General features: G+C 34.9%; 22 protein-coding genes. 14 read left to right on the forward strand and 8 right to left on the reverse strand.

Annotated features, from left to right (window positions below):
- Window positions 1-5: 5 nt before the first annotated feature.
- From GX311_03400 to GX311_03435, 8 genes are all read left to right on the forward strand, one after another.
- Window positions 6-980, forward strand: a complete 975-nt coding sequence (locus GX311_03400; GenBank protein ID NLK15423.1) for an SPFH domain-containing protein — start codon at window positions 6-8, stop codon at window positions 978-980.
- Between the two features lie 127 nt (window positions 981-1,107).
- The gene (locus GX311_03405; GenBank protein ID NLK15424.1) at window positions 1,108-1,308 is read left to right on the forward strand and encodes an Arc family DNA-binding protein; all 201 of its coding nucleotides are present in this window, start codon (window positions 1,108-1,110) and stop codon (window positions 1,306-1,308) included.
- Window positions 1,309-1,442: 134 nt separating this feature from the next.
- Window positions 1,443-2,138 (forward strand): hypothetical protein, encoded by a 696-nt coding sequence (locus tag GX311_03410; GenBank protein ID NLK15425.1) that lies wholly within the window; start codon window positions 1,443-1,445, stop codon window positions 2,136-2,138.
- Between the two features lie 9 nt (window positions 2,139-2,147).
- Window positions 2,148-4,124 carry an ABC-F family ATP-binding cassette domain-containing protein gene (locus tag GX311_03415; protein NLK15426.1) on the forward strand — a complete coding sequence of 659 codons (1,977 nt, stop codon included), beginning with the start codon at window positions 2,148-2,150 and terminating at the stop codon, window positions 4,122-4,124.
- Between the two features lie 646 nt (window positions 4,125-4,770).
- A complete protein-coding gene (locus GX311_03420; GenBank protein NLK15427.1) occupies window positions 4,771-5,484 on the forward strand; it encodes a hypothetical protein in 714 nt (237 codons plus the stop codon).
- A 140-nt stretch (window positions 5,485-5,624) separates the two neighbouring features.
- Window positions 5,625-6,512: a DUF4249 family protein gene (locus GX311_03425; GenBank protein ID NLK15428.1), complete on the forward strand. Its 888-nt coding sequence runs from the start codon at window positions 5,625-5,627 to the stop codon at window positions 6,510-6,512.
- Window positions 6,513-6,553: 41 nt separating this feature from the next.
- Window positions 6,554-8,860 (forward strand): TonB-dependent receptor, encoded by a 2,307-nt coding sequence (locus GX311_03430; protein ID NLK15429.1) that lies wholly within the window; start codon window positions 6,554-6,556, stop codon window positions 8,858-8,860.
- A 67-nt stretch (window positions 8,861-8,927) separates the two neighbouring features.
- Window positions 8,928-9,365, forward strand: a complete 438-nt coding sequence (locus GX311_03435; GenBank protein NLK15430.1) for a hypothetical protein — start codon at window positions 8,928-8,930, stop codon at window positions 9,363-9,365.
- 197 nt (window positions 9,366-9,562) lie between these two features.
- Here the strand turns inward: GX311_03435 and GX311_03440 are convergent, their stop codons facing one another.
- Window positions 9,563-10,192, reverse strand: coding sequence for a short-chain dehydrogenase (locus GX311_03440; protein NLK15431.1), 630 nt, complete (start codon window positions 10,190-10,192; stop codon window positions 9,563-9,565).
- Window positions 10,193-10,226: 34 nt separating this feature from the next.
- Window positions 10,227-12,599: a hypothetical protein gene (locus GX311_03445; protein NLK15432.1), complete on the reverse strand. Its 2,373-nt coding sequence runs from the start codon at window positions 12,597-12,599 to the stop codon at window positions 10,227-10,229.
- Between the two features lie 246 nt (window positions 12,600-12,845).
- Here GX311_03445 and GX311_03450 point away from each other — a divergent pair, with 246 nt between their 5' ends.
- Window positions 12,846-13,229 (forward strand): RNA-binding S4 domain-containing protein, encoded by a 384-nt coding sequence (locus tag GX311_03450; protein NLK15433.1) that lies wholly within the window; start codon window positions 12,846-12,848, stop codon window positions 13,227-13,229.
- Window positions 13,230-13,246: 17 nt separating this feature from the next.
- On the opposite strand, the gene GX311_03455 is transcribed toward GX311_03450, so the two are convergent.
- From GX311_03455 to GX311_03475, 5 genes are all read right to left on the reverse strand, one after another.
- Window positions 13,247-13,633 carry a DUF1987 domain-containing protein gene (locus GX311_03455; protein NLK15434.1) on the reverse strand — a complete coding sequence of 129 codons (387 nt, stop codon included), beginning with the start codon at window positions 13,631-13,633 and terminating at the stop codon, window positions 13,247-13,249.
- A 22-nt stretch (window positions 13,634-13,655) separates the two neighbouring features.
- Complete coding sequence (locus GX311_03460; protein ID NLK15435.1) at window positions 13,656-14,822, reverse strand: sigma-54-dependent Fis family transcriptional regulator; 1,167 nt, start codon at window positions 14,820-14,822, stop codon at window positions 13,656-13,658.
- A 189-nt stretch (window positions 14,823-15,011) separates the two neighbouring features.
- A complete protein-coding gene (locus GX311_03465; GenBank protein ID NLK15436.1) occupies window positions 15,012-16,004 on the reverse strand; it encodes an FAD:protein FMN transferase in 993 nt (330 codons plus the stop codon).
- A 15-nt stretch (window positions 16,005-16,019) separates the two neighbouring features.
- Complete coding sequence (locus tag GX311_03470; GenBank protein NLK15437.1) at window positions 16,020-17,348, reverse strand: UDP-N-acetylmuramoyl-tripeptide--D-alanyl-D-alanine ligase; 1,329 nt, start codon at window positions 17,346-17,348, stop codon at window positions 16,020-16,022.
- Between the two features lie 37 nt (window positions 17,349-17,385).
- Complete coding sequence (locus tag GX311_03475) at window positions 17,386-17,841, reverse strand: hypothetical protein (protein NLK15438.1); 456 nt, start codon at window positions 17,839-17,841, stop codon at window positions 17,386-17,388.
- Window positions 17,842-18,042: 201 nt separating this feature from the next.
- Here GX311_03475 and GX311_03480 point away from each other — a divergent pair, with 201 nt between their 5' ends.
- From GX311_03480 to lpdA, 4 genes are read left to right on the forward strand one after another with little or no spacing between them, the layout of a single operon-like run.
- Window positions 18,043-18,975, forward strand: coding sequence for a zinc ABC transporter solute-binding protein (locus GX311_03480; protein ID NLK15439.1), 933 nt, complete (start codon window positions 18,043-18,045; stop codon window positions 18,973-18,975).
- 6 nt (window positions 18,976-18,981) lie between these two features.
- Window positions 18,982-19,725: an ABC transporter ATP-binding protein gene (locus GX311_03485; GenBank protein NLK15440.1), complete on the forward strand. Its 744-nt coding sequence runs from the start codon at window positions 18,982-18,984 to the stop codon at window positions 19,723-19,725.
- A complete protein-coding gene (locus tag GX311_03490) occupies window positions 19,722-20,534 on the forward strand; it encodes a metal ABC transporter permease (GenBank protein ID NLK15441.1) in 813 nt (270 codons plus the stop codon). Before GX311_03485 ends, GX311_03490 begins: the two co-directional genes overlap by 4 nt.
- A 49-nt stretch (window positions 20,535-20,583) precedes the next feature.
- Window positions 20,584-21,975: a dihydrolipoyl dehydrogenase gene (lpdA, locus tag GX311_03495; protein ID NLK15442.1), complete on the forward strand. Its 1,392-nt coding sequence runs from the start codon at window positions 20,584-20,586 to the stop codon at window positions 21,973-21,975.
- Between the two features lie 92 nt (window positions 21,976-22,067).
- Here the strand turns inward: lpdA and GX311_03500 are convergent, their stop codons facing one another.
- Window positions 22,068-22,580 carry a sigma-70 family RNA polymerase sigma factor gene (locus GX311_03500; GenBank protein ID NLK15443.1) on the reverse strand — a complete coding sequence of 171 codons (513 nt, stop codon included), beginning with the start codon at window positions 22,578-22,580 and terminating at the stop codon, window positions 22,068-22,070.
- 265 nt (window positions 22,581-22,845) lie between these two features.
- On the opposite strand from GX311_03500, the gene GX311_03505 reads away from it, so the two are divergent.
- Window positions 22,846-25,650: a hypothetical protein gene (locus GX311_03505; protein ID NLK15444.1), complete on the forward strand. Its 2,805-nt coding sequence runs from the start codon at window positions 22,846-22,848 to the stop codon at window positions 25,648-25,650.
- The last annotated feature ends 272 nt before the right edge of the window (window positions 25,651-25,922 follow it).

The following is a 25,922-nucleotide window of genomic DNA, read 5'->3' on the forward strand; positions in this document are numbered from 1 at the left end:
ATATCATGAAAAAGAAAGAAGAAAATTTTACAGGATTTAAGGCATCGGGGGTATTGATGCTCCTGATAGTTCCTATTGTACTAATAGCTATTGTCTATGGAATACGCAGCATAGCTATATCAGAAGTGATTAACGAAGGCTTAATGATTGGCTTAATTATTTTCTTAGTGTTATTGTTTTTTTTCCTTGCAATCACTTCGATAATTGGATTTGTAATTATTGAGCCTAATGAAGCTTTGGTTATGGTATTTTTTGGGAAATATAATGGTACGATAAAACAGAACGGCTTCTTTTGGGTAAATCCATTTTATGTGAAAAAGAAATTAACTCTAAGAGCTAGAAACTTAGATGCCGACCCAATTAAGGTTAACGATAAAACTGGGAACCCAATAATGATTGGAGTTGTGGTTGTTTGGAGAATTGCCGATACATACAAAGCTTCGTTCAATATTGACAACTCATCAATGGCTGTCGGAGCACCTACTACCGGTACGGTTATGAAAATAAACCAAAAAATGAAGGCTTACGAAAATTTTGTAAAAATACAAAGCGACTCAGCACTGCGCCATGTAGCAGGAATGTTTGCATATGACGCATCTAACGCATTGTCAGACAAAGAGTTAACCTTACGTTCGAGTGCCGACGAAATAAATCAAATTCTTGAAAATCAAATGGCTGAAAGGCTTGGTATTGCAGGAATTGAAATTGTCGAGGCACGTATCAGTTATTTGGCTTATGCGCCTGAAATAGCGGCTGTTATGCTACGTCGACAACAGGCTGATGCAATTATTGCCGCACGCGAAAAAATTGTAGAAGGTGCTGTTGGAATGGTTGAATTAGCATTAAAACAACTTTCCGAAAAGCATATAATAGAGCTTGACGACGACAAAAAAGCTGCCATGGTTAGTAATCTTATGGTAGTTCTATGTTCAGAGGAGTCAACCTCTCCAATAATAAACGCAGGAACTTTACATCAATAAAATAATAATTTTTCGACACCGCACGCTTTGCAAAGATAAACAAGCAAAGCGTGCTTTACTAAAATATACGAACAGAATAATTAATGTAAAATCAGAATTAAATCCATGTTAACTAACAGATAGAGAGATGTCAAAGAAAAAATCATTTGTATTGCGGATTGATCAAGAAAAGTTTAACGCCATTGAAAAGTGGGCTGCAGACGAGTTTCGCAGTGCAAACGGCCAAATAGAGTGGATTATTGACCAAGCTTTACGAAAGGCTGGTCGTTTAAAATCAGGTTCAAATAAAATCAATAATTCGCAAGAGACAGATAAAACAGAAACATAATTGATTAATAGTTAATCCCACTTACCATAAACATTCACGATTACCCAATAAAGCTTTATATTGACGGAGAAAAAACTACTTTTGTAGCTGAAATATTCTGATTGCTATTTAATGACATTAAACTATATATCAATATGTTAAAAAGAAAAGACCTGTTTTTTATTTTGGGATGTATTGTTTTTATAACGCCATTTATTATTTCAGAAACTGTTTACAATGCGTACGTTGAATACAACAAAAATCATGGAATGATAATGTCGTTCGTGAAATTTAGCATATTGGCAACTGCCGGCGAAGTTATCGGTTTGCGAATACGAACAGGCAATTATAATCAAAAAGGGTTTGGAATTATACCACGTTCAATTGTATGGGGATTTCTTGGGCTAACTATTAAAATGGCATTTGTAATATTTAGTGCAGGAACTCCAGAACTATTGAGTTATCTTGGTTTAAAGAATGCAAAAAGCGCTTTAGCAAACAATTTTACAGTTACAAAACTTTTTGTGGCTTTTATGATATCAACAACAATGAACGTTGTTTTTGCACCTATAATGATGACATTGCATAAAATAACCGATACTCATATAGTTGCGAATGGCGGCACTATTTCAGCCCTTTTTAAACCCATAAAGTTTCGCAAAATTTTCAACGAACTGAACTGGGATGTTCAATGGAATTTCGTCTTTAAAAAAACCATTCCAATCTTTTGGATCCCTGCACACACAATAACATTCTTGCTACCTAACGAATTTCAAGTATTATTTGCAGCATTGTTGGGCGTGGCATTAGGTGTTATTTTAGCTATAGCTGCACAAATGGGCAAAAAATAGTCACATAAAATGATATCTGTCAATCAATTAACATTAAGGTTTGGCGATTTTACACTCTTTGAAAACATCTCGTTTTTGATTAACGAACGAGACCGCATTGGACTTGTAGGACGCAACGGAATTGGCAAATCAACCCTGATGAAAATATTGAACAAAGAGATGAAATATGATGAGGGTAGCTTGGCTTTTCCAAATGAATGTACTGTTGGGTATCTACCTCAACATTTGGACTTTAGCGATCAATTGAACGTAATAGAGGAAACCAGTACAGCATTCCATGAAGTTAATTTACTTGAGGAACAAATAGAAAAAATTACAACAGAAGTTGCCAACAGAACCGACTATGAATCAGAAAGTTATCTTGAATTGATAAACAAGCTCGCTGAATACACCGATAGATATCATATTTTAGGTGGCGACAAGCGCACCGCTCTAATAGAACAGACACTTAAAGGATTAGGTTTTCTGTCCTCTGATTTTGAGCGACCTACAAACGAATTTTCAGGAGGTTGGCGAATGCGTATAGAGTTGGCAAAACTAATTCTTCAAAAACCCGATTTGCTGATGTTGGACGAACCTACAAATCATCTTGACATTGAGGCTATTGAGTGGTTAGAGTCATTTTTGAAAGACTATCCCGGTGCTGTGCTTATAATATCACACGACCGCAGATTTTTGGATTCGCTGACAAATCGCACTATAGAAATTGCCAACAAGCGAATTTACGATTACCCTGTTCCCTACTCCAAATATGTTGATTTGATGGAGGAGCGCATGGAGTCACAACAAGCTGCTTACGACAACCAACAAAAAAAAATAAAAGAGACTCAGGAATTTATAGACCGCTTTCGCTACAAAGCCACAAAAGCTGTGCAGGTGCAGAGTAGAATAAAATCGCTCGAGAAAATGGAAATAGTCGAGGTGGACAGTTTCGACCAAGCGACAATGAACATAAAATTCCCTCCCTCTCCACGCTCCGGCGATGTGGTTGTCGAGGCTGAAAATATTTCGGTAAGTTATGGTTCGTTGCAGGTATTAGATAATGTAGGAATTACGATTGAACGTGGCGAAAAGATTTCGTTCGTTGGAAGAAACGGCGAGGGAAAAACCACAATGGTTAAGGCTATATTAAAGGAAGTTGAGACATCAGGGGGATACCTTAAAATCGGTCACAACGTAAAGACGGGATATTTTGCCCAACATCAAAACGAACTTTTAGACCCTGAAAAGACTGTTTTTCAGACTATTGACGATATCGCAACCGGAGAAATGCGTACAAAAACACGCGATATTCTTGGAGCATTCCTCTTTTCAGGCGAAGATGTCGATAAACCTGTAAAAGTCCTGTCGGGCGGAGAAAAGGCGAGATTGGCACTATCGTGCATGTTGTTAGAGCCTATCAATTTGCTAATCTTAGACGAGCCTACACACCATTTGGATATGATTTCCAAAAACATACTGAAACAGGCTCTGCTTCAATACGATGGCACATTAATAATAGTCTCGCATGACCGCGATTTTTTAGATGGATTAACGGACAAAGTTTATGAATTTCGAAACAAAAAGGTGCACGAACATCGGGGCGGAATAGAAACTTTCTTGGAAAAACGCAGACTTGAACGATTACAAGACCTTAACACAAACGCAAAACTGCAATTATTTCAAGAACAAAAAAAGGAAAATGAAAACAGATCTGCTAACAAAATACTGTTTAACCAACAAAAAGAGTACGACAGAGAGATACGCAAAGTACAAAACCAAATTGAGAGAATTGAGAACGAAATACATACGCTTGAATATGAGTTAGAAGCATTACAAGAGGTTCTTTCAAACCCCGAAAACATAACTAACGAAGAGCCTTTTTTACAATATAGCGCCATTCAAAAAAAGTTGGAAAAACTATCTAGCACTTGGTTAGAACTCTCTGAAGAGGCCGAGAGATTGAGCATACTAAAATTAGAAGATAGAAGGCAAATGTATAAATAGATTAACAACTAATACCGTATTTCGTTTAATAATAAAATTAAATGTAAAGTTTCTGATTTATAATTTTTGATTTTGATAAATCCGAAATCTGATTTAACATCGACATCCCTCAGCGCACCACTGAAATCCAAAATTAAAAATTACACGATAATACACAACTTGGTATAACAGTTATTTATTAAATTTACCGATACCAATTAGATGAATTTATTTTGCTGATACACATATTCATAACCAACACTCAAAGAATTAATTTTTGGGTGTAATATTCAAAAGTAGTGATTACTTTTCTGTGAAAAGTCTATTTAAAAACAATAAATATTCTTGCTAATAATAAAAAGGCGTAAATTTGTAGGCTTGCATCAGAAAAAGATGACGGCATTGCGGTTTTTTTTAAATTTAAATAGGGGGAATATAATATATGACATAAAACTAACTTGAATTTGTCTGTAAAATCGGAGGTTTTATAGACATGGGGTTTAATTCTGATTTTCCGATACAGAATTGCAACAGTTTGATAACCAAACTGAGTTTCAATAATTTTACCCATAACGGAAATTGTTGTAGGAAATTCTCACAATGACGTATATAAAAACGTCATTAGAGAAAAAGTAAAAAATAATATTAATTAAAAACTATTTGAATCATGAAAAACATAATTTCAAATATTTTATTTATCACAGTAGTCTCTATAGCACTACTTTTCAACTCTTGCTCAGAAAAAGAAAGCACAAACCCGAACCAACTTGATCAAAAATATTCTAAGAATATTGAAATATTTGACAAGTCGGGAAAGAACTCAATTATTTTAAAAGTTTCTTCAGATGAAGAATCTATTGTAAGTTTTTACAGTGCTGACAACTTTGAATTGTTGATTAATCCAGAGCCATTCGTAGCAGAAGAAACAACGGAAGACACAGAAGATGACTCTGATGACGACTTTGACAACTATTCAGATAAAGATGCTATTTCAATTACCATGGGCGTAATAGAAGAACGATTTAGTGATAATGTTGTTGAATACGAGATAGTAAAGACTTATCCAATAGAAATTCAAGACATGAGAGCTAGCTTTACAAAAGAACACTACTATTCCACACGTGATGGGGTCAGAATAAAAAGAACTAGTTGGAATAGAAGAGTTTACGTTTGGACAAAATACTGTAATGCAAACTGTGGAACAGGAGATGCAGACATTGAATATGGCTGGATTAGTGCAAATTACAATGACTATAAACTCAATAATAATGAAGAAATTTCAGATGAAGTTTGCGGCTCAACTTATATGGGTATCGTTGTAAGAGCAAAAAAACACAGTGGTAAATATTCACACAACTTTTACGTACCATCTTGTAACTAATAGACTTGTGATTTTTATGCACCTTATTAATATTACTAGTAGCATTAGTAAGGTGTATATTTATCACAAGTGCAAATCATTCTACTACTTCTTTTACCTGTTTTTTTAGGATTTTGGATTAACTGCTAATAATTATCACTATGAAATTAATATCTTATTGTAAAGTTTGTTTTACTCTTCTTTTAACTCTTGTTTCTTGCAGTAGAGAAAAAGTAGAGTTAATTAATCCCAATACGCAGAGTTTGCCTTATGATATTATTATCAATGGCGGTATTCTAACGATGAATGGAAAGCAATTCGTGCAAATAACAAAACCCCTAGCGTGGATTACCGATACTGTTATGCCTGTTTCTGGTGCTGTGGTTGAACTATCAGATGGAGAGAATACTTATTTATACAAAGAGACATCTAAACCCGGCGAGTATGAAACAGTTTTGGATATTAAGGGCGAAGTTGGCAAGGTGTATACCCTAAAAGTTAGCTTTAACGGAAAGCTATATCTCGCATCAGATAGCCTAATAGAGGCAAAACCTATATCTGTTGACGAAATACCTATTGAAGAAATAGATTACGACGAAACTGGTAGGATATACACACATATGCACACCCATATTTTTGGCTTCGAGACTTCAAATATTTGGATTATAAACAAACAACACATTGATTCCTTGGGTAATCTTTTCCTACCTCAACTATGCCCCAAACGGATAATTAGATACGATTACCTACCTGTTTATACACACAAAGGTGTATTGCATCAAGGTTTATTCCCTTCTGGTTTCACAAGTATAGGAAATGCCGGCGCACCCGAAGATACAACCGAATACGCAAAACTTTCTGTATCAGACAGTTATTACAAATATTTGATTTCTATATTTAATATTACGGAGTGGTCATCAGGTCTATTTTCGACAACACTCGGCAATGCTCTAACAAATGTAAGCAACGGTGGTGCCGGATATTTTTTTGCGTCTGATGTAAAAACTATTAAGGTTCAATACAAAGACCTAACAGCTTTGAGTAAGTAAAAGATTTTGATACATAAACCATTTTTAATTCATGACAAGCGATGAACATAAGCAGAATAAATTTTTCAAAAAGCTCGCTACTTGTACTGTTTAGTCTTTTTATAAACCTGGATAGCTTTGCACAACAGCATTTTACCCTTAGTGGCTATATTAAAGACAAAAACACGGGGGAAGTGCTTATTGGAGCAGCCATTTTCGATAAAAACACCTATAAAGGCACGGTTAGCAATGCATACGGCTTTTACTCTCTATCGTTACCATCTGGCAAATACACACTTACGGTCTCCTTTATTGGATACGAAAGTGTGAGTTTTGAGGTTGACCTTGTAAAAAACATAAGCAACGACTTTTTTCTCGATAACTCTGCTATAGCCATTGAGGGGGTTACCATTACCGCCGAATCGGGTATTAAGCCTATGACAATAAATGAGTTTAGTGTCGAAAAAATCTCAATGAAAAGTGTACGCCAAGTGCCTGCCATGTTCGGCGAAGCCGATGTCGTAAAAGCTATTCAGCAGCTATCGGGTGTAAAGACGTTGGGCGATGGTTCATCGGCAATGTTCGTGCGCGGTGGCAGTAGCGACCAAAACCTTATATTGATTGACGAGGCTCCTATTTACAACCCCTCGCACCTGTTTGGGCTAATATCTGTTTTCAACCCCGATGCTATCAACCACGTCGATTTGCACAAAAGTAATATGCCGGCACAGTACGGTGGCAGGGTATCGTCAGTTATTGACTGCAAAATGAAAGAAGGGAATATGTACAAGTACGATTTTTCGGCAGGAATAAGTCCATTTTCGACCACAGTTAGCGCAAATGGTCCGATTGTCAAGGAAAAATCGAGCTTTTTTGTTTCAGGCAGAAAAGGTTTTATTGACTTGTTTTTTAAACCCGGCGGAAGGTTAGCATTAGTTCCTGCTTTTTACGATGTTAACGTGAAAGTAAATACAAAAATTGGCGACAACGACCGCCTGTTTCTATCTTTTTATAATGGTAAAGACAGACTGCAATCAGCTGAAGGATTTTTCAACAAATGGGGAAACACATCGGGAACGTTAAGATGGAACAGAAGCCTTGGTAGTAAGCTGTTTATGAACACATCGTTGATTATCAGCGATTATCAAAACTATTTGGAGTTTAAAGATGAGGGACGAAACTATAAATGGCTAACAGGATTAAGCGATATGAACCTAAAATTAGATTTAGCCTACTATATCCGTCCGGGCAATGTTATTAGGGTTGGAGCAGGTACTATTTATCATAAATTTATCCCGGGCGAAACGGCTGATTCTATGCAAAGTTTGTCAAGACTACAGGCATTTGAAAATTCAATCTATATACTTAATGATATTGAACTGCTTGACTGGCTTGGATTGAACTACGGCGTACGTTTATCGACTTTCCAAAATCACGGAAAAGCCGCTTGGTTCGACTATAATGAGCAACATCAGCCCGTTAAGACAAATACCAATCAAAAGGGAGTTTATAAAACATATATCAATCCCGAGCCACGTGTTAGCGCAAATATAAAGTTCTCGCCAAATTATTCCCTGAAACTTGCGTATGCACACAATGCACAATATATGCAGGTATTGCAAAACAATGCGCTATCGTACACATCGTTAGAGACATGGTTCCCGGCAAATACAAACATCAAACCAATAATTGTCGATGCCGTTTCAGCAGGTTGGTTTCAAAGCCTAACCGAACAATATTCATTTTCAGTTGAGCTTTATTACAAAAAATACAAAAACCAAATCGACTACATTGACCACGCACGTTTAGTCAACAATCCTTACATTGAGGGAGAAATACGAGCCGGAAACGCAAAAACCTACGGCGTGGAGCTTAATTTTGAAAAAGAGATTGGTCGCCTGACAGGAGCTATGAGCTACACCTACTGTAGAGTTATTAGAAATATTGACGGAATTAACAACGGCGAAGAGTATAGCTCGCCTTACGATATTCCACACGATTTTAGGATTCGTCTAAGCTACCAAATCAGCGAAAGTTGGGCATTTAACTCCGCTTGGATGTATATGAGTGGACGTCCCGTTACGCTTCCCGTGGGATTTTATATGTACCAAAATCATACCGTCCCGATATATACAGATAGAAATGCGAGCAGATTTCCCGACTATCACCGCTTAGATATCTCGTTTAACTACGAGCCTGCAAAGAAAAACCGCAAGGTTAACTGGGTAATGAATTTCGGTGTATTTAACCTATATGCCAAGAAAAACCCATTGGGATACGAGTTTGAAAGAAATGGAGATAATATTGAAATTTATCAGTACACGTTATTTAGACTCTTGCCAAACTTTAATATTAAAATTGAGTTCTAAATTGTTATTCCAAATGTACTATCCTGAAAAGTTATAAGTTAGAAACTTAAAAATAAATAACAGAGATATGAATACACTCAACATTAAATCAGTCTACAGCTTTGCTGCAAGATTAAGCAGTTTATTAACCATTATTTTTGCAATTGTTCTATTTACAAGTTGCGAAAACGAGAGTATCAATGAACATATCATTATTAAAAATGGCGATGGTATCAATATTACTGGCGACACAGTTACAGTACCCATTAATACTGTTCATCAAACATTAATTGATGTAGTCAGCGAAAGGTCTGCAACCTATTTAAGACAATACGACTTTGGTGAGATTGAAGAATTAGAAAATTCTAAAGATTTTAGAGTAATATCGCATGACATCAATTCTGAAAAGTCTGTTATCACAACAAGCTTTGCTGATACCTTAGTCCACGCTGGCTCTGTAGTAAAAATAACTGTAAGGATACATACGGATATGGTTAAATCTGCCTATTATAAAGTAACCCAATAAAACAGTCAACATTTAGAACACGGAACACACAGACTAAATTAGAAATCTAAATTACGAGTTATGCCATCGGCTTTGCCGCTTCGCTTGTCGAAGAATTACGAATTACGCAGTGCATTTAGTTGTAAAGTGGAGTCGAAACACCATTTGCAATAAGCTGTTGTTTAGAAAGTTACGATAATAGTACTATACGAAAACTGCTATATTAGCCCAAAAATAACTACCGCATACAAATAGAACCTTGCTATACGCGCTAATCCAAATAGTGCCAATCTATCAAAACGGTAGCCAACCATTCCTGCCACAAGGGTAGCAAGTGAGTATGGTACTGGAAACAAGGCTGCTATAACTATAAAAAATCCACCCCAACGCTTTAAGAAAAGTGCCGTTCTTTCATGCTTTTTGTGTACATAGGTACTTATTTTACGGTTTCGTACTAGCAAAACACCTATTCCATAAGAGAGCAATCCTCCAGCATAACTAATTAAACCCAAGATAGTTACAATTAGCATAGGATATTGATACTGCTGTCCCCAAATTATAAACAGATCTGGAGGAATTAAACCTAAAAACGTTTCTGAAATTGCAAAAATTACCCAAATTGCGTGATTGGGAACTTTATCTGTAAAAGCAAAAAATATCTCCTTAACGTCGGCTACAATATACTTTTGTGCAAAAAAAAAAAGAGCTACGATTAGCAAAACAATTAAAAGTAATTTTGCGATTGCTTTAAACAGAAATTTGTAAAAACCAGTACCCTTAAAATAGCGATGATACGCGGTTATCCTTAGCATTTTAAAGAGCTCTTTATTACTTTGATTTGTTTGCATTATTGTCGGTTTTTTTGAATAAAAAAGCTTATTGTTAATTATTATCTAACAGTAAATCACATTCACATTTCTCTAAAAATAGTTTTTTAACATCGGGATTCTCTAATACAGTGATAGTTAAGTGTTTTTTACTAAACAAATCGCATAGCTTTAAACTATCCTGTTCATATAATTGTTCAATTACTTTTGCAAACTGTCGTGTTAACAGGTTTTCTGGGAAAACAGAACATAAAGAGACCCAACAAAATGCCAAATTACTATCGTAATTATTATCAAAAATATATGGGTCTAATATCTGTTTGGCATAACTATAATCCTCAATATCAATAAAAAAAGATGCTATACTCAGTGCATTCTCTGGCGATTCGCCACGACTATCAAATGTTTTCTTTATCCTACTAATGGCTGCTTGCTTAAACTGTTCGCCATTTCGAACAGAGTCAGCAAGTTGAATTATTTTAATCTGAAAACTCATATTTAAAATATCAACTGCATTTTTGGTAAAAGTCTTATAATAAAGTGATTGTATTTGTTCCTGAATTTTATCGACTTCACTTCTAACTAAAGTATTACAGTCTAACACTTTAAGCACAAGAATGTTATATAAGATATACTCATTTTGAGGATTAAGTTTGTGTAATTCTTCAATTTGCTTGGTATAATTTATTATTTCTCCACCTTCGGACATTATTTTTATGTAAAGGCTGTTCATTAGCATTCCTGCAAAAGGTCGTTCGAATGGTATGTTAAGCTTCTCAATAAAATTTGCAGGATAGCGACCATCTAAAATCGATTTTATAATATATTTCTGAACTGCGAGAGCTAACGGGAGGTCTTTAGATTCAATAGCGTTGTTAAATCGCCTTACAACAAAAGCCTCCTCTTTTTCGTCGGCAATATCATTGATAACTTCTATATCAATCTGCGCATATCGATGATTTGACAAAATTGGTTCAAGCTCAATATTTAAGTTATGAGTTTTAATGTACTCCTGTGCTGCTTCAAGCGTTTCAGTAGCTAAAAAACTATAGTCGGTCGATAAAATGTCGACTTTAAACTGCTCCCAATTGGCTTTTGTTACTATTTCACTTATCAAGCCCTCTTTTTGTCGCCTCTTTAGTGCATCTACAACCGTTTCGGCACGCTTGCTTTGCAACATTTTATTCTCCTTTACATTGCCCTCTATCGATGAATACGCAGTAACCTTAACCCTTTTAACCACAGTATTAAATTCATCTAAATAGCTTAAGAGTTTGTCAATCTCGTCATCTTCATAGGAATATTCTTTCACTTTAAAAGGTATTCTAATATTACGTACAATTGTGTCAGAGACTGGATTATATGCAAAATCGGCGTTTATCGTTATCGTATCCGCCAAAAGTTGTAATTCCGATTTATAATCCCCTGAAATTTTTTCGATATAATACGGAGGAATAATAGCACAAGCAGTGCCGTTTTGTGTTAGAATAAGATTTAACTCATAGTTTCCACTTGGTAATGAAGGCATTTTCCCAAATGATATTTGCTCCAACACCGGGGGTTGACGCTTTTTTCCTTTTTTACTTGGGGTAGTACTTAGTTTTATCTCTTTCGTAAGATATCCCCTGCCCACTTCGGCGTAATCGACAATATTATATTGCGGATTTAAGAACTGTTCATACATAAAAACATCGACAACAACACCAGATTTTTCGTCACTAGCAAATGACTTAAAGTGTCTATTACTCGGAATATCAAATATTAATTCTCCGTTATCAATTTTCAAACTTTCGTAAATTTCGGGATAATAATCACTTAGCCTTTCTAATCGCTTACACTCCCTACTATCATACGGTTTTAGTTTTACACGATTTTTATATGGTTGATACGACAATTCCGAAATATGATTTACTCCCTTATTCTCAGACAGATAGCCACCTACAACTATGCAGTAAAGCAGTTGATTCCCATCATCTGACAACTCGCAAGCGACACCTGCTAATACGAAAGTTTTTTCTGATAATTGTTTGCTAATATTTGGTTTAATTAACTCTGAAACAACAATATTTGAAGCTAAGTTTTGATACGTTATGACACTGCTTCCTCTGTCAATTGTGGTGATACCACTAATCTCAAATCCAATACCCGACCCTCCATTCTTTATAAGTAAATCCCTTAAAGCTTCTTGTTGATTATAGCTTCTATTTTGTGCATTCTCTCTGTTTTTTTTAAAATTTAACAACTCTGTAGCCGCCGATTTTAAAAATTGGTTTTGCTGCAATGAGTCAAGTCTGCTTTTATTTCTAAATTCATTAAAACCACTTAGGATTAATTCTGATAACAAGCTGTCATTAAACGAATTATACACAACTATATCGTTAACGAGATTAGCTTTTAAAACATCCTGACCCTTAGTTGTAAAGGGCATGAATACAAATAGTAAAAGAACTATATGCCAATAATAATTATTAATAATTGAAGATCTGTTTAAGATATTTAGCATTTCTAAATGTTCAAATAGAGTTTACAAAATTACTTTATTTCAACCACTAATTTTAAGATGTTAAATTAAATTTTTGTTACCAATATGCTTCCAACATGTAACAAATATTTTCAAATCTGATACTTATTAACGATATTAATCAAATGTTATTACTTTTGTAAAAAAACTACCATGACAGAAGGAGTTAGAATAGATAAATGGTTGTGGGCTGTACGTATTTTTAAGACTAGATCCATTGCCATTGAAGAGATAAATAAGAATCGTGTTTTGATTAACGGTTATCCTGTAAAACCATCTAGATTAATAACAATTGGCGAAGAGTTAGAGGTAAAAAAACCTCCTATAATACGTTCCTACAAAGTACTGGGATTAATCGACAAACGCGTAGGAGCCAAATTGGCACCTCAATACGTTGAGGATATAACACCTGTTGAAGAGTTAAATAAATTAGAACTCGCAAGGTATAATAGATCAGGCGTTAGAGACAAAGGCAGCGGACGACCTACCAAAAAAGAGAGACGCGATCTGGACGTTTTTTTTAACGATAACAATTAATTTATCGATTTTATTATCTAATCCATCGCTTCATCTTCAAATACATATACCGGGATATCAAGTTTTGATGCATAAATTTCTCCTGCCTCTTGCATATCCTCATCTTCTGGACGATAATGCCAATGAATTGAAACATCATGTCCCATACGATATATTGCATCAAAATGTAACATCACATCTAACAACATTTTCGAAGATGCTGTGTTAAAATATGATATTTTAAATCTCACTTCTGTTTTAGGGTTGGGAGCCGATCCATATTGCTTAATCCATGCAATAATTGGTTCGTAGAAATGAAACGCATCTTCACACATTGATAATCCTTCAAACAAAAATTCGCCTTTTTCTTTATCTAAGACTACTTTGGGTAGATCAATTGTTGAGTCGCAAATTATTGGGTGCATAATCTCTATTATTTAATTATTTCTATTGAATTAACGGGTGTGCAAATTGAATTACATCACTTGCAGTAATATTTTTGTTGCACAATATAATCAATCTTTCGATTACATTTCTAAATTCGCGAATATTTCCTGTCCAAGGCAACTTTTGTAGTTCCACAATTGCGTCATCAGAAATTGTTACAGCTGGACACTTATACTCGCCACAAATATTTTCAATAAAGTGATTTGCCAACAAAGGGATATCTTCTTTACGTTCTATTAATGAAGGGACTTTTATTAATATTACACTTATGCGATGATATAAATCCTCACGAAAACGATTTTCTGCAATCTCCTTATTCATGTCTTTGTTTGTTGCAGCTAATATGCGGACGTCAACATCAATAAATTTATCAGAGCCAACCCGAGCAATTTTGCTTTCTTGCAAAGCTCTAAGCACTTTACTTTGAGCACTTAGACTCATGTCTCCTATTTCATCTAAAAAAAGAGTACCTCCATGTGCTTGTTCAAATTTTCCTTTCCGTTGTCTAAGAGCAGAAGTAAATGCCCCCTTTTCATGTCCAAACAACTCGCTTTCAATCAGTTCTGATGGTATTGCAGCACAGTTAACCTCAACAAAAGGACCAGAAGCTCTCATACTACCCATATGTAAATGTCTTGCCACTAGCTCCTTACCTGTTCCGTTATCGCCTGTTATTAAAACACGTGCTTCTGTTGGTGCAACCTTCTCTATAATTTCTTTAACGCGCATAATAGCGGGGCTTTCTCCTACTATTTCCCAATTTCTGGCTATCTTCCTTTTTAAAACCTTGGTTTCCTCAATTAAGGTGTTTTTATCTTGAGCATTTCGTATAGTAACCATTAAACGATTCAAATCCAATGGCTTTTCAATAAAATCATATGCACCTTTTTTAATTGCTTCAACCGCAGTATCGATGTTCCCGTGCCCACTTATCATGATAACAGGGACATCTGGATTAATTGCCATTATTTTTTCAAGCACCTCAATACCATCCATTCCCGGCATCTTAATATCACAAAGTATTGCATTGTACGTATTCTTTTCAACTAAATCTATAGCCTGCAAACCTTCTGATGCCAAATCAACTTTAAAATCCTCATATTCAAGGATCTCTTTTAAGGTGTTTCGTATGCTTTGTTCGTCGTCGATTACTAATATTTTTGCCATCACACGTTTAAATGAATATCCCAACAACTACATCTACAAATTTATGAATTATTTTTCACTATTGAGTTATAAAAACGAAATTGTTATGTTCAAAATGGGTTTATCTGTTTTTGAGATTGGTGTTGATCGATAGTTGTTGCTTCAAAAATCCCGCCCCATGTTGAAAGTGGCTTAACATTAGAAGCTATATTACTGCAACATTGCTTCAATGCCATTGGTGTAAAACACTTCGTATTCTTGTGATTTTTCTCCTACAATAAAATAAGCCTCCAACGAATCAGTACTTTCTACTATTCGGAGCGATGCTTCATATCCCAACACCATGAAAGCTGTGGCATAAGCATCAGCGGTCATACAGTCTGGTGCCCAAACTGTTACACTAAGTAAATCTTGTTGTACGGGATATCCAGTTTTGGGGTTAATCGTATGTGCGTATCGTTTGCCGTCTTTTATGTAAAATTGCCTGTAATTTCCACTGGTTGCAATTGAACCATAATTGAGGTGTAATATGGCTTGTAGTTCTCTGTCGTTATTAACAACGTGACTATCAGTTGGTTTATCGATACCTATTTTCCATCTCAGGCTGTCGGGATTGGAGCCTTTAACACGTACTTCTCCTCCTATCTCTACCATATATCGTGTAATGCCTTGTGATTCAAGAAATTGTCCTACACGATCAACGGAAAATCCTTTTGCGATTGCACTTGCATCGAGTTTAATACCACTATGTTTTTTTACAATGGAGGAGCCTGAACGACTGACTTTTTCGAAGCCTACGAAATTCATAATAGAGTCTATCGATTCTTGGGGATCCTCAAACCCTTTATCATAGCCAAATCCCCATGCATTTACCAACGGAGCTACGGTCATATCAAAAGCCCCTGACGTAGCTTCCCAAACCTCTTTACCCTTATCAAAAACTTGTATAAAAAGTGAATCTAGTATAACTGAGTCTTCGTCATTATTTAACCGCGATATTATTGAATTTGGAGAAAATGTTGACAGCGATTTATCTGTTTGATTTATAATCTGTTGTATTTCGTTTTGTAAATCATCTTTAAACAGGTAAGTTATATTATAAAACGTACCGTGAGCCATTCCTTTATTACGTTGCCACGTTTCATCAGATTGAGAACAACCTGAGAGTATAATCATCAAAACTAATACTACTATATTTTTCATATATTAAAATTGGATTTATAAATATGGTATTGCTTTTTCTAACATAATACCTCTCGAGCCTTTTACCAGTATTATGTGATTTTTAATAGGATTAGCTTCTAAGTATTTAATTAACTCATAAACATTTGTAAAATACTTACCATATTTTTTACATCTTTTGCTGAACTCATTACCAACGAAATATACATCTGTCAATCCTGCCCTTTCAATTATTTGCAATAAATACTCATGCTCAATATGGGAGTGTTCACCTAATTCGAGCATGTCACCTAATATCATTGCTTTATCACATTTATCTTTCCTAAATTTTGCAAAATCGGAAATTGCGTGTTTCATTGAAGTTGGATTAGCATTGTAACAATCGATTATTAATTTATTGTTGTCCGTTTTTACGTATTGTGATCTGTTGTTTTGAGGCACATAATTCTCAATAGCCTCCTTGATATAAATATCTTCAATTCCAAAAAAATCGCCAACGCAAATTGCTGCCAAAATATTTTCAAAATTGTATGAACCTACTAAATTAGATTTGATATACTTGTTACTATCTGTCCATATTTTATCACTTGCCTGATTTACAGACGTCTCAACAGAAATCCACGCAAGTTCAACATTGTCTGTGTTTTTAGTTAGTTTTCCTTGACAATGGGTAAATTTAGAAGCTCCATAATAAATCGTTTTCTTTGGCGGATTAAGATCTTCTAACACTTCGTTATCATAGTTGACAAAAGCTATACCATCACTATCATATAAGTATTGATAAAGTTCAGACTTTGCACGTGCAATATTTTCAAAAGATTCAAATGTCTCTAAATGAGCCTTTCCAATATTTGTTATTATACCACAATTTGGTTTCACCATAGAGCAAAGAAAAGCTATTTCGCCTATGGCACTTGCTCCCATTTCGATAACAGCAATTTGATGCTCTTTTCTCAATTCCAGCAGAGAGATTGGAACACCTATGTGATTATTAAGGTTTCCTTTTGTATAATATACATTGTTTTTGGTTGATAAAACTGCTGCAACAAGCTCTTTTGTAGTTGTTTTTCCATTCGTTCCAGTTATAGCAATTATTGGAATATCAAAGTGATCACGATGATACGATGCTAAGTCCTGAAGAGTATTGAGCACACTATCTACCAAAATATATCGATCGTCAATTGCAACTTCGGGATTATCAACAACAGCATAAGCATTTGTTTTAAGTGCAGATTCAGCAAAATTATTTCCGTCGAAATTTGGTCCTTTTAATGCAAAAAAAATCCCGTTTTGTCCGTCAATACGACTATCTGTATTGATCTTTGGATGATTTTCGAAAATTTTATAAAGGGAACGAATGGTCATATTATATTTTGGTTATTTTGTACCTTGTTTATTAATCCTAAGAGTCCTCTTCGTCTTCAAAAATTCCCAACTGTATTTCTGTCAAAAAATCATTTTCAAACCATAGGATTAATCCTAAATCATAAAAGCTCAATAATGTTACAGTTGTATCCTGGTCTTCTTCAACTGTTTCTTCTTCAAAATCGGTTATGTTCATTTTGTTAAGAATTTGAACAACCTCCGACTTTGTTTTATCGATTAATCTCTCGCCATTCAAAAGAGCATCAGGAGAGCTTATAGCGATAGAATCTAAGCTGCTATCCAAGTTTTTTTCAAATGAGATCGAAAAGTCGTATTTGTCGTAGTGCCACGTCTCAACTGTTTCGCCAGAATATGTAAAATCTTCTATCTCATCGGGTTTCCCAGCAACGTTAACAACCTCGTCGCGTGTCATGCTAAAACGTAATTTTCCAAAGCCTTCACCCGGTAAAATTGTTACAAAATCGTTATTCATAATTCTTCTGTTTTTATTTTTATTTACCAAGTCACAATTGTACGAAAAAAAGTTGTAGAACGACCCTTTTTCTACAATAAATTTGACGATAGGCAAGATTAAATATACAACTGAACAACAACCATACCTTATAATGTATGTAGAAGTCCATTTTTTATCTTTTAAACAAAAACTTTCCACAATTTTAATTGTTCAAAGCACATGAAAGCATTAAATTCGCGCGAAAAATATGATTTTATGAGAAATTTTGCAATTGCACTAAGCCTCATGCTGTTAGCTTCTTGCAATAATAATCAAAAAACTGACAAGCCAATTGTAACTGTTAGTTTATTAGCTCAAAAGTATTGGGTTGAACGCTTAGCTTTAGGTTTTGTCGAGGTTAACCCTATGTTAGTAGCTGGTTCAGATCACTCAACTTACGAGCCAGCACCTGAACAGATGCGAAAAATTTCAAAATCGGACATATATTTCAAAATCGGGCATATTGATTTTGAATATGCGTGGATTCCTAAATTTATCAACTCAAATCCAAAGATGAGAGTTGTTGACCTTTCAGAAAAATTAAATTTAACGTTAGCAGACTCCTTTTGCTGTAAACACTCCCTCAACAACGAAAATCACGGACACAAACATACGTCTAGAATTGACCCTCATATTTGGCTAAATCCACCTATGGTAAAAGAGATGGTTATGATAATGGCTGATGAATTATGTAAACTCGTACCTGCAAGTGCCGACTCTATTAGAAAAAACGAGGAACTGTTTTTGAAAGAGATTGACTCGTTGGACAATTATATAACTAAAAAATTATCCGGTTTTCAGAACAGAAAGTTTTTGCTTTTTCACCCTGCGCTGACTTGGTACGCACAGCAATACAACTTACAACAAATTGTTATTGAGATTGATGGCAAAGAACCAAGTCCCTCTAAAATGAAAGATATTATAGACGAGATAAAAAAAGAGAACATTAAAGTTATTTTAATCCAAAACGAGTTCCCTTTCGAAAGGGCTTCTGTTATTGCAAAAGAGACGAATGCAGAAATTGCTCAAATCAAACCATTAGACTACGACTGGTTAAGTATTATGTATGAAATAACAAATATTATAGAAAAGGCACTTAGAAAATCAGAATAATTTAAGATGAATTTACCGTTACTTAGCATAAAGAAACTGACCGTTGGTTATAGTGAAAAACCGATATTATCGGGCATTAACCTTGATGTCTTTATAGACGATTTTATTGGTATTGTTGGACCCAACGGTGGAGGTAAAACCACTCTTCTTAAAGCAATTGTGGGGTTAATAAAACCCATGGAGGGAGAAATAACTTTCAATACAAAAAAAACTATCGGATATTTGCCTCAAATGAACCAACACGACAACAGATTCCCAATACCTGTTAACGAAGTGGTTTTGAGTGGACTGTTTGGTAACAAAGGCATTTTTAAACGATTTACAAAAGCCGATACAGAAAAGGCTGAATATTGGCTAGAATTTGCTGGTGTAAAAGAGTTTACCAAGAAAAAATTCGGTAGCCTGTCTGGAGGAGAACGCCAACGCGTCCTGCTTTGCCGAGCACTTATCAGCGACCCCGATTTGCTGATTTTAGACGAACCCAACACATTTGTTGACAATAAATTTGAAGGCGAACTATACGAACTGCTTAAGCAATTAAATGAGACAAGGGCGATTATGGTTGTCTCGCACGATTTAGGAACTATTTCTGCCTATGTAAAAAGTATTGCATGCGTCAATCGAGATTTGCACCACCATAAATCGAATATCATAACACAAAAGCAGTTAGAGTCGTACAACTGTCCAATTCAACTAATTACCCATGGGACTGTTCCTCATACAGTTCTTTTAAATCACGATGAGTTATGATTAGCGCAATTTTCGAATATCGTTTTCTACTACATGCTGTTATTGCCTCTATATTGTCTGGTGTGGTTTGTGGAATAATAGGAACCTATATAGTAACTAATCGGATAGTTTTTTTAAGTGGGGGAATAGCTCATGCATCATTTGGTGGATTGGGATTAGCATGGTACTTAAACTTTAATCCAATATTAGGAGCCGCAATGTTTTCAGTTATGACAGCATTGGGTATAGAGTTTTTTACTGACAAAACGCGAGTTAGAAACGATTCTATAATCGGGATATGGTGGTCGATGGGAATGGCTCTGGGTATCTTTTTTATATACCTTACTCCCGGATATACGCCAAATCTTATGAACTACCTTTTTGGCTCAATCTTAACCATTGAAACCTTAGATTTATACTTAATTGGAGCATTGGCCCTTGTTACAATCACATTTTTTACAATATTTTACCGACCAATACTCTTTATTTCGTTCGATTCAGAATATGTAAAAACACATAAAATACCTGTAGCACTGTTCAAATATATTCTGATGTCATTAGTAGCGTTAGCAATTGTTTTCTCAATGAAAATAGCTGGTATTGTGCTAATTATATCACTACTAACGATTCCACAAGCTATTGCAAATCAGATTACTAATAATTTTAAACACATTATGTTTTTGTCTATTCTTTTTGCTATTTTAGGATCTTTACTTGGTTTAGCAATATCGTGGTATATCAATGTTCCATCTGGTGCAACCATAATTTTTTCGTTAATAATATTATTTGTATTAGTGAACATTGTTACTAAATTAATTAGAAAATCTTGACTACATTTGTCTTTATCAAAATAATAGATAATCATAAAAACTTAATAAAATGAAGTATCAAGTATTAGTAATTGGAAGCGGTCCGGGCGGATATGTGGCTGCTATCAGAGCATCACAATTGAACTTAAGTGTTGCTATAGTTGAACGCTCAGAGTTGGGCGGGATCTGCTTAAACTGGGGCTGTATCCCTACTAAATCTCTTTTAAAAAGTGGACAGGTGTTTGAATACGCAAAAAAATCTGCCGATTATGGAGTTGAAATAGACGGAGATATAAAACCAAACCTACCAAAAATGGTTGAACGCAGTCGCGGAGTTGCAGCAAATATGAGTAAAGGTGTTCAGTTTTTGCTCAAGAAAAACAAAATAGATGTAATTCAAGGATTTGGCAAACTTGCAGGAAACGGAAAAGTAGAAGTTACAGGCGAAGATGGCACAAAAACTATTATCGAGGCTGACCATATTATCCTTGCAACTGGCGCACGTTCGAAACAACTTCCAAATCTTCCGCAAGATGGTGTCAAAATTATTGGATACCGCAAAGCTTTAACTTTAGACAAACAACCCGAAAGCATGGTAGTTGTGGGCTCGGGAGCAATTGGTAGTGAATTTGCTTATTTTTACAGCTCTATTGGAACAAAGGTAACTTTGGTAGAATTCCTTCCTAACATTGTACCCAACGAAGATGAAGAAGTGTCAAAACAACTAGGCAGATCATTTAAAAGAATGGGTATTGACGTAATGACCGATTCTTCGGTTGAAAAAGTTGATACATCAGGAAATTTGTGCATAGTCATCATAAAAACGCCAAAAGGAGAAAAAACTGTCGAAGCCGAGATTGTTCTTTCTGCAGTCGGCGTAACTCCAAATATTGAGAATATTGGGTTAGAGGAAAATGGAATAGTTCTCGAAAAAGGAAAGATAAAAGTCGATGAATATTACCGCACCAACGTTAAAGGTGTATATGCCATTGGCGATATTGTTCATGGACCGGCTTTAGCGCACGTTTCATCTGCAGAAGCTATATGTTGTGTTGAAAAAATCGCAGGACTCTCGCCCGAACCAATCGACTATACAAATATTCCCGGCTGTACTTATACAACCCCAGAAGTAGCATCTGTTGGACTAACCGAGAAAAAAGCCATTGAGGCTGGATATGAAGTAAAAATCGGGAAGTTCCCATTTACAGCATCAGGGAAGGCTAACTCTGCCGGCAACAACACAGGATTTGTAAAACTGATATTCGATGCCAAAAATGACAAACTACTTGGCGCACACATGATAGGACTTAATGTTACCGAAATGATTGCCGAATTAATAATAGCAAAAAAGCTCGACGCAACAGCAATAGATTTTATAAAATCAATTCACCCACACCCGACCATGTCGGAGGCTGTTATGGAGGCTGCTGCTGCTGCACACGGCGAAGCAATACATACGTAAATCTTGTATAAAAATAAAAACCGAGACCCTAAAAAGTCTCGGTTTTTTCACTACATCTTTGTTTCCCTCAAACTCTCCCTATAAACACAATCTCAACTTCTTAAACTATATTCTTTTAACCTTGTCATTAATTTTCGACGTGCAATAAAAATTCTACTTTTAACAGAACCAATTGGGATATCCAATGCATCGGCTATCTCTTTATACTTATAGCCCTCTGTGTGCATATTAAAAGGAATCTTGTATTCATCGGAAAGTTCTGAAACAGCTTTTTGTATCTCCTTTACAGAATATGCACTATCAGGGTTCATTATTGCAGTCTCAATCTGCCTTTCCAAAAACGTTGTGTCTTTATTGAAATCAAGATTTTTTGCCAATCGTGAGTTTTTGCGATAATTGTTAATAAAAATATTCCTCATAATAGTGAATGTCCAAGAAAGAAGATTGGTATTTTCAGCAAAGCTATCACGATAACGAAGTGCCTTATAAATTGTCTCTTGAAGCAAATCGCCCGCATCATCTTTGTTCATAGTTAAACTTAAAGCGTAACGCTCTAAACTACTTCGTAAATTACATAATTGAGCTTCAAACTCCGCGTGCGACATAACAATTGATTTTACACTATGTAAATATGCAAATAAAAATGCATTTATATACACGTATGTGCATCTAATTTTACATTACCCAATAAAAAAGTTATTTCTATTATACCATGTTACAATAATTTAATCTCAAAAGTAAAAATGAAATTGAAACGAATCACGGTTTTTTGTTAACTTAGCAATTTATATACAGAGATAAAAACAGACCTTAAAGAAACATTTTACAGAAAGATTATCAGCCAGTTAACTGTTTTACAACAAACTACTAATGGTACAATTTTTAAAACTTGTAGCACAAGATATTTACGATAAATTTAAAAACAATTTTGAAGATAAGATAGTTGTTCTCCCTTCAAAACGACCTGAGTATTACCTATATAGGTATTTAAGCCAAATATCATCAAACGAGATATTGGCTCCAAAGGTTACAACACTTAATGAGCTTGTTGAAAGTTGGTCCAACCTAATAACTGTGAGCAATTTAGAATTAGTTTATCATCTGTATATAGTTTATAAAAAACATTTGCCAGGGAGTGAAACATTCGATGATTTCTATTTTTGGGGAGAGGTACTTCTGTCTGATTTTAATGATATCGACAAAGCATTGGCTAAACCCGAAGAAATATTTAGTCTGATAGAAAACATAAAACAGATTGAAGATACTTTCGACGACAAGGAACTTGCAAGTACTATCGAGCGTTTTTGGAAAACATTTTATTCCGATGAAAACACCGAAATAAAAGAGCGTTTTTTGGAATTTTGGAAAAATCTATTGCCTATCTACAAAGATTACAACAAATATTTATCAGAAAAAGGGATAGCATACCACGGGAAAAATATCAAAAACTCATTAGATAACCTGAAAAGTGGTAATGTTACCCTTCCTAACACCGATTTTATATTTGTAGGATTTGACTATCTGACAAATGCCGAGAAGTCAATCTTGCAATTTATAAAAAATAGCGGTAAAGCTCAATTTTATTGGGATTACGACGAGTTATATCTTGATAAAAAATATGAGGCTGGTTACCACATAAGAGAGAATTTAAAGCTATTCCCATCAGCTTTAGATAAATCTAATTTTGAAAATTTTGAGAGAAGTAAAAGTGTTGACATTTATGAAACACCGGGTATGTCGTCAGTAGCACAGTTAGCAATAAATTGTGCGACAGAAAAACATTTGTCTGATAACAGTAATCCCGATTTTACGGCAATTGTTCTAGCAGACACAAATATATTACAACCCATGCTTAGTAAACTGCCAAAATATAATGGCATAAACATAACCACAGGCTGGCCTGTCAAGTATTCAAGTTCAGCTGCTTTTGCTTCAAATTTTCTCAACCTATGGATACAACAAACAAACAGTAAAAACCAAAAAAGATTTTCGGTTGAATTATTACTAAGTTTAGCCAATAGCAAGGGAATTACTCATAACGACTCAGCATTAATAACTGAAAAGTGCAAAGGAAAAATTTTCGTTGATATTGACGAATTTCAATCATCTTCATGGTTATACAAAAGTCTTTTGTTTGAGAATGAAACGGTATCATCAAAACTATCTGATATCCTAAAAAATTATATCGCTGTTTGCAAAGAGAGTTGTGAAAACAAAACTGTACAAAACAGTTTTGATATTGAATCAGCGCAACATATTATTACTCACTTAAATCAATTCTCGAACGTCATTAAAAGCTTTGATATACAGTTAGAAATAAATGTACAAGCAAAGCTAATAGAACGGCTTATTAACAATTTAAGCGTACCCTTTGAGGGGTCTCCTGTTAGTGGCATTCAAATTACAAGCATTGCAGAAACCAAATGCCTTGATTTTGAAAATGTTATAATTGCAGGTGCTAACGAAGGAATGCTTCCGTCAACATCACGGCAAATTTCGCATATCCCCTACTCTATAAGAAAAAGTTACGGGCTTACCACATTTGAAGACAACATTAATATTACAGCCTATCATGTGTATAGACTAATGCAACGCTCGAAAAACATTACATTTATTGTTAATAGCGATGAACAAGAGATTGATAAAGCCGAGCCAACACGATTTCTACAACAGTTTATTGCCGAACAAAAGTGGGATTTTAAGCCAAAAAGAGCACATAGTTTCCAAATAGTTTCAAAACTACCACAACCAACCTTTTTCCCGTGGGACGAAAAGGTGTCGGCATATATGGAGGAAGTTCAAATAAAAGGGCTAAGTCCCACTGTAATAAACACATATATAGACTGCCCGTTGAAGTTTTATTTCAAATATCCGTGTAATTTGGAAGAGCCCGTTACCATTGAAAATGTTATAGATAACAGAGTGTTCGGAAACTTGCTACATAAAGCTATCGAGGATTTATACAAGGGTTTTATCGGTAAAACCATTTCAGCTACACATTTTGACAATCTTTTAAAGTCAAAAACTATTAAAGAGCGAGTTGAAAAAGTTGCTGCAAATCTAGAGGAGTTTAATATCCATTCGGGATATAACAAACTTTTACAGGAAATAGTAATTGAATATATAACCCAGATAATTGAAATTGATAAACTTAATGCACCTATACAAATCATAGACCTTGAAAAAAAGGTAAAAAGTAGTTTTCAAATATTCGAAGGAGAAAAAGCAAAACAAATACAACTAAAAGGAGATATAGATAGAATCGATAAAGTAGGCGACAAAACAAGAATACTTGACTACAAAACCGGAAACCCAAGTATAAACATTGCCAAGGACTTAACCAACTTGTTTGACAGTACCAGAAGCAGAAACAGAGAGGCACTACAAACACTTATCTACGCTATGCTTTATAGTTCTTATCCAAATGCACCAGCGCCAGATGATATCAAAATAGGACTAATAATAAGCAGAAAAATAACAGATAACAATTTCTCTTTTTTCCATCCTAACGGACAATCAAACAGCCCTATACATTTAAGTGATATTATTGAGCCTTTTAAAGAGAATTTAAAAACCGTATTAGAAAATTTGTTTAATGAAAACAACCGCTTTGACCAGACAGAAAATAGTAACACATGTGTATATTGTCCATATAAACAGATATGTCAACGCTGATTTTTGTGAAATATAAATTAACTATTGAATCTACACTGAAAAACTTTTTTAATAGTTTTACGTTTAAAATTATTTTTTTTAGAAAAAAATGTTACATTTGCAGAGTTGAGTTCGTTAGGTGAAAATTATTTGAAGTGCTAAACTACTTTATAAACATAATATTATTGTTTTCAGAAAGAAACATAACTCCCAAAACACTTGACTTCGTAGAGAGAGAGAGAGAGAGAGAGAGAGAGAGAGTAATACTCCACCTATTTTTCTTCACAAACCAC

It is taken from the genome of Bacteroidales bacterium, assembly GCA_012519055.1.
GTDB lineage: Bacteria > Bacteroidota > Bacteroidia > Bacteroidales > Salinivirgaceae > JAAYQU01.

Bases quoted from the DNA above. Each gene is read 5' to 3' on its own strand.
- GX311_03455 (NLK15434.1), bottom strand. From the start codon at position 13,633: ATGCACCCAATAATTTGCGACTCAACAATTGATCTACCCAAAGTAGTC.
- GX311_03410 (NLK15425.1), top strand. From the start codon at position 1,443: ATGTTAAAAAGAAAAGACCTGTTTTTTATTTTGGGATGTATTGTTTTT.
- GX311_03405 (NLK15424.1), top strand. From the start codon at position 1,108: ATGTCAAAGAAAAAATCATTTGTATTGCGGATTGATCAAGAAAAGTTT.
- GX311_03415 (NLK15426.1), top strand. From the start codon at position 2,148: ATGATATCTGTCAATCAATTAACATTAAGGTTTGGCGATTTTACACTC.
- GX311_03435 (NLK15430.1), top strand. From the start codon at position 8,928: ATGAATACACTCAACATTAAATCAGTCTACAGCTTTGCTGCAAGATTA.
- GX311_03440 (NLK15431.1), bottom strand. From the start codon at position 10,192: ATGCAAACAAATCAAAGTAATAAAGAGCTCTTTAAAATGCTAAGGATA.
- GX311_03420 (NLK15427.1), top strand. From the start codon at position 4,771: ATGAAAAACATAATTTCAAATATTTTATTTATCACAGTAGTCTCTATA.
- GX311_03425 (NLK15428.1), top strand. From the start codon at position 5,625: ATGAAATTAATATCTTATTGTAAAGTTTGTTTTACTCTTCTTTTAACT.
- GX311_03475 (NLK15438.1), bottom strand. From the start codon at position 17,841: ATGAATAACGATTTTGTAACAATTTTACCGGGTGAAGGCTTTGGAAAA.
- GX311_03465 (NLK15436.1), bottom strand. From the start codon at position 16,004: ATGAAAAATATAGTAGTATTAGTTTTGATGATTATACTCTCAGGTTGT.
- lpdA (NLK15442.1), top strand. From the start codon at position 20,584: ATGAAGTATCAAGTATTAGTAATTGGAAGCGGTCCGGGCGGATATGTG.
- GX311_03460 (NLK15435.1), bottom strand. From the start codon at position 14,822: ATGGCAAAAATATTAGTAATCGACGACGAACAAAGCATACGAAACACC.
- GX311_03430 (NLK15429.1), top strand. From the start codon at position 6,554: ATGAACATAAGCAGAATAAATTTTTCAAAAAGCTCGCTACTTGTACTG.
- GX311_03485 (NLK15440.1), top strand. From the start codon at position 18,982: ATGAATTTACCGTTACTTAGCATAAAGAAACTGACCGTTGGTTATAGT.
- GX311_03505 (NLK15444.1), top strand. From the start codon at position 22,846: ATGGTACAATTTTTAAAACTTGTAGCACAAGATATTTACGATAAATTT.
- GX311_03470 (NLK15437.1), bottom strand. From the start codon at position 17,348: ATGACCATTCGTTCCCTTTATAAAATTTTCGAAAATCATCCAAAGATC.
- GX311_03500 (NLK15443.1), bottom strand. From the start codon at position 22,580: ATGTCGCACGCGGAGTTTGAAGCTCAATTATGTAATTTACGAAGTAGT.
- GX311_03480 (NLK15439.1), top strand. From the start codon at position 18,043: ATGAAAGCATTAAATTCGCGCGAAAAATATGATTTTATGAGAAATTTT.
- GX311_03400 (NLK15423.1), top strand. From the start codon at position 6: ATGAAAAAGAAAGAAGAAAATTTTACAGGATTTAAGGCATCGGGGGTA.
- GX311_03445 (NLK15432.1), bottom strand. From the start codon at position 12,599: ATGCCCTTTACAACTAAGGGTCAGGATGTTTTAAAAGCTAATCTCGTT.
- GX311_03490 (NLK15441.1), top strand. From the start codon at position 19,722: ATGATTAGCGCAATTTTCGAATATCGTTTTCTACTACATGCTGTTATT.
- GX311_03450 (NLK15433.1), top strand. From the start codon at position 12,846: ATGACAGAAGGAGTTAGAATAGATAAATGGTTGTGGGCTGTACGTATT.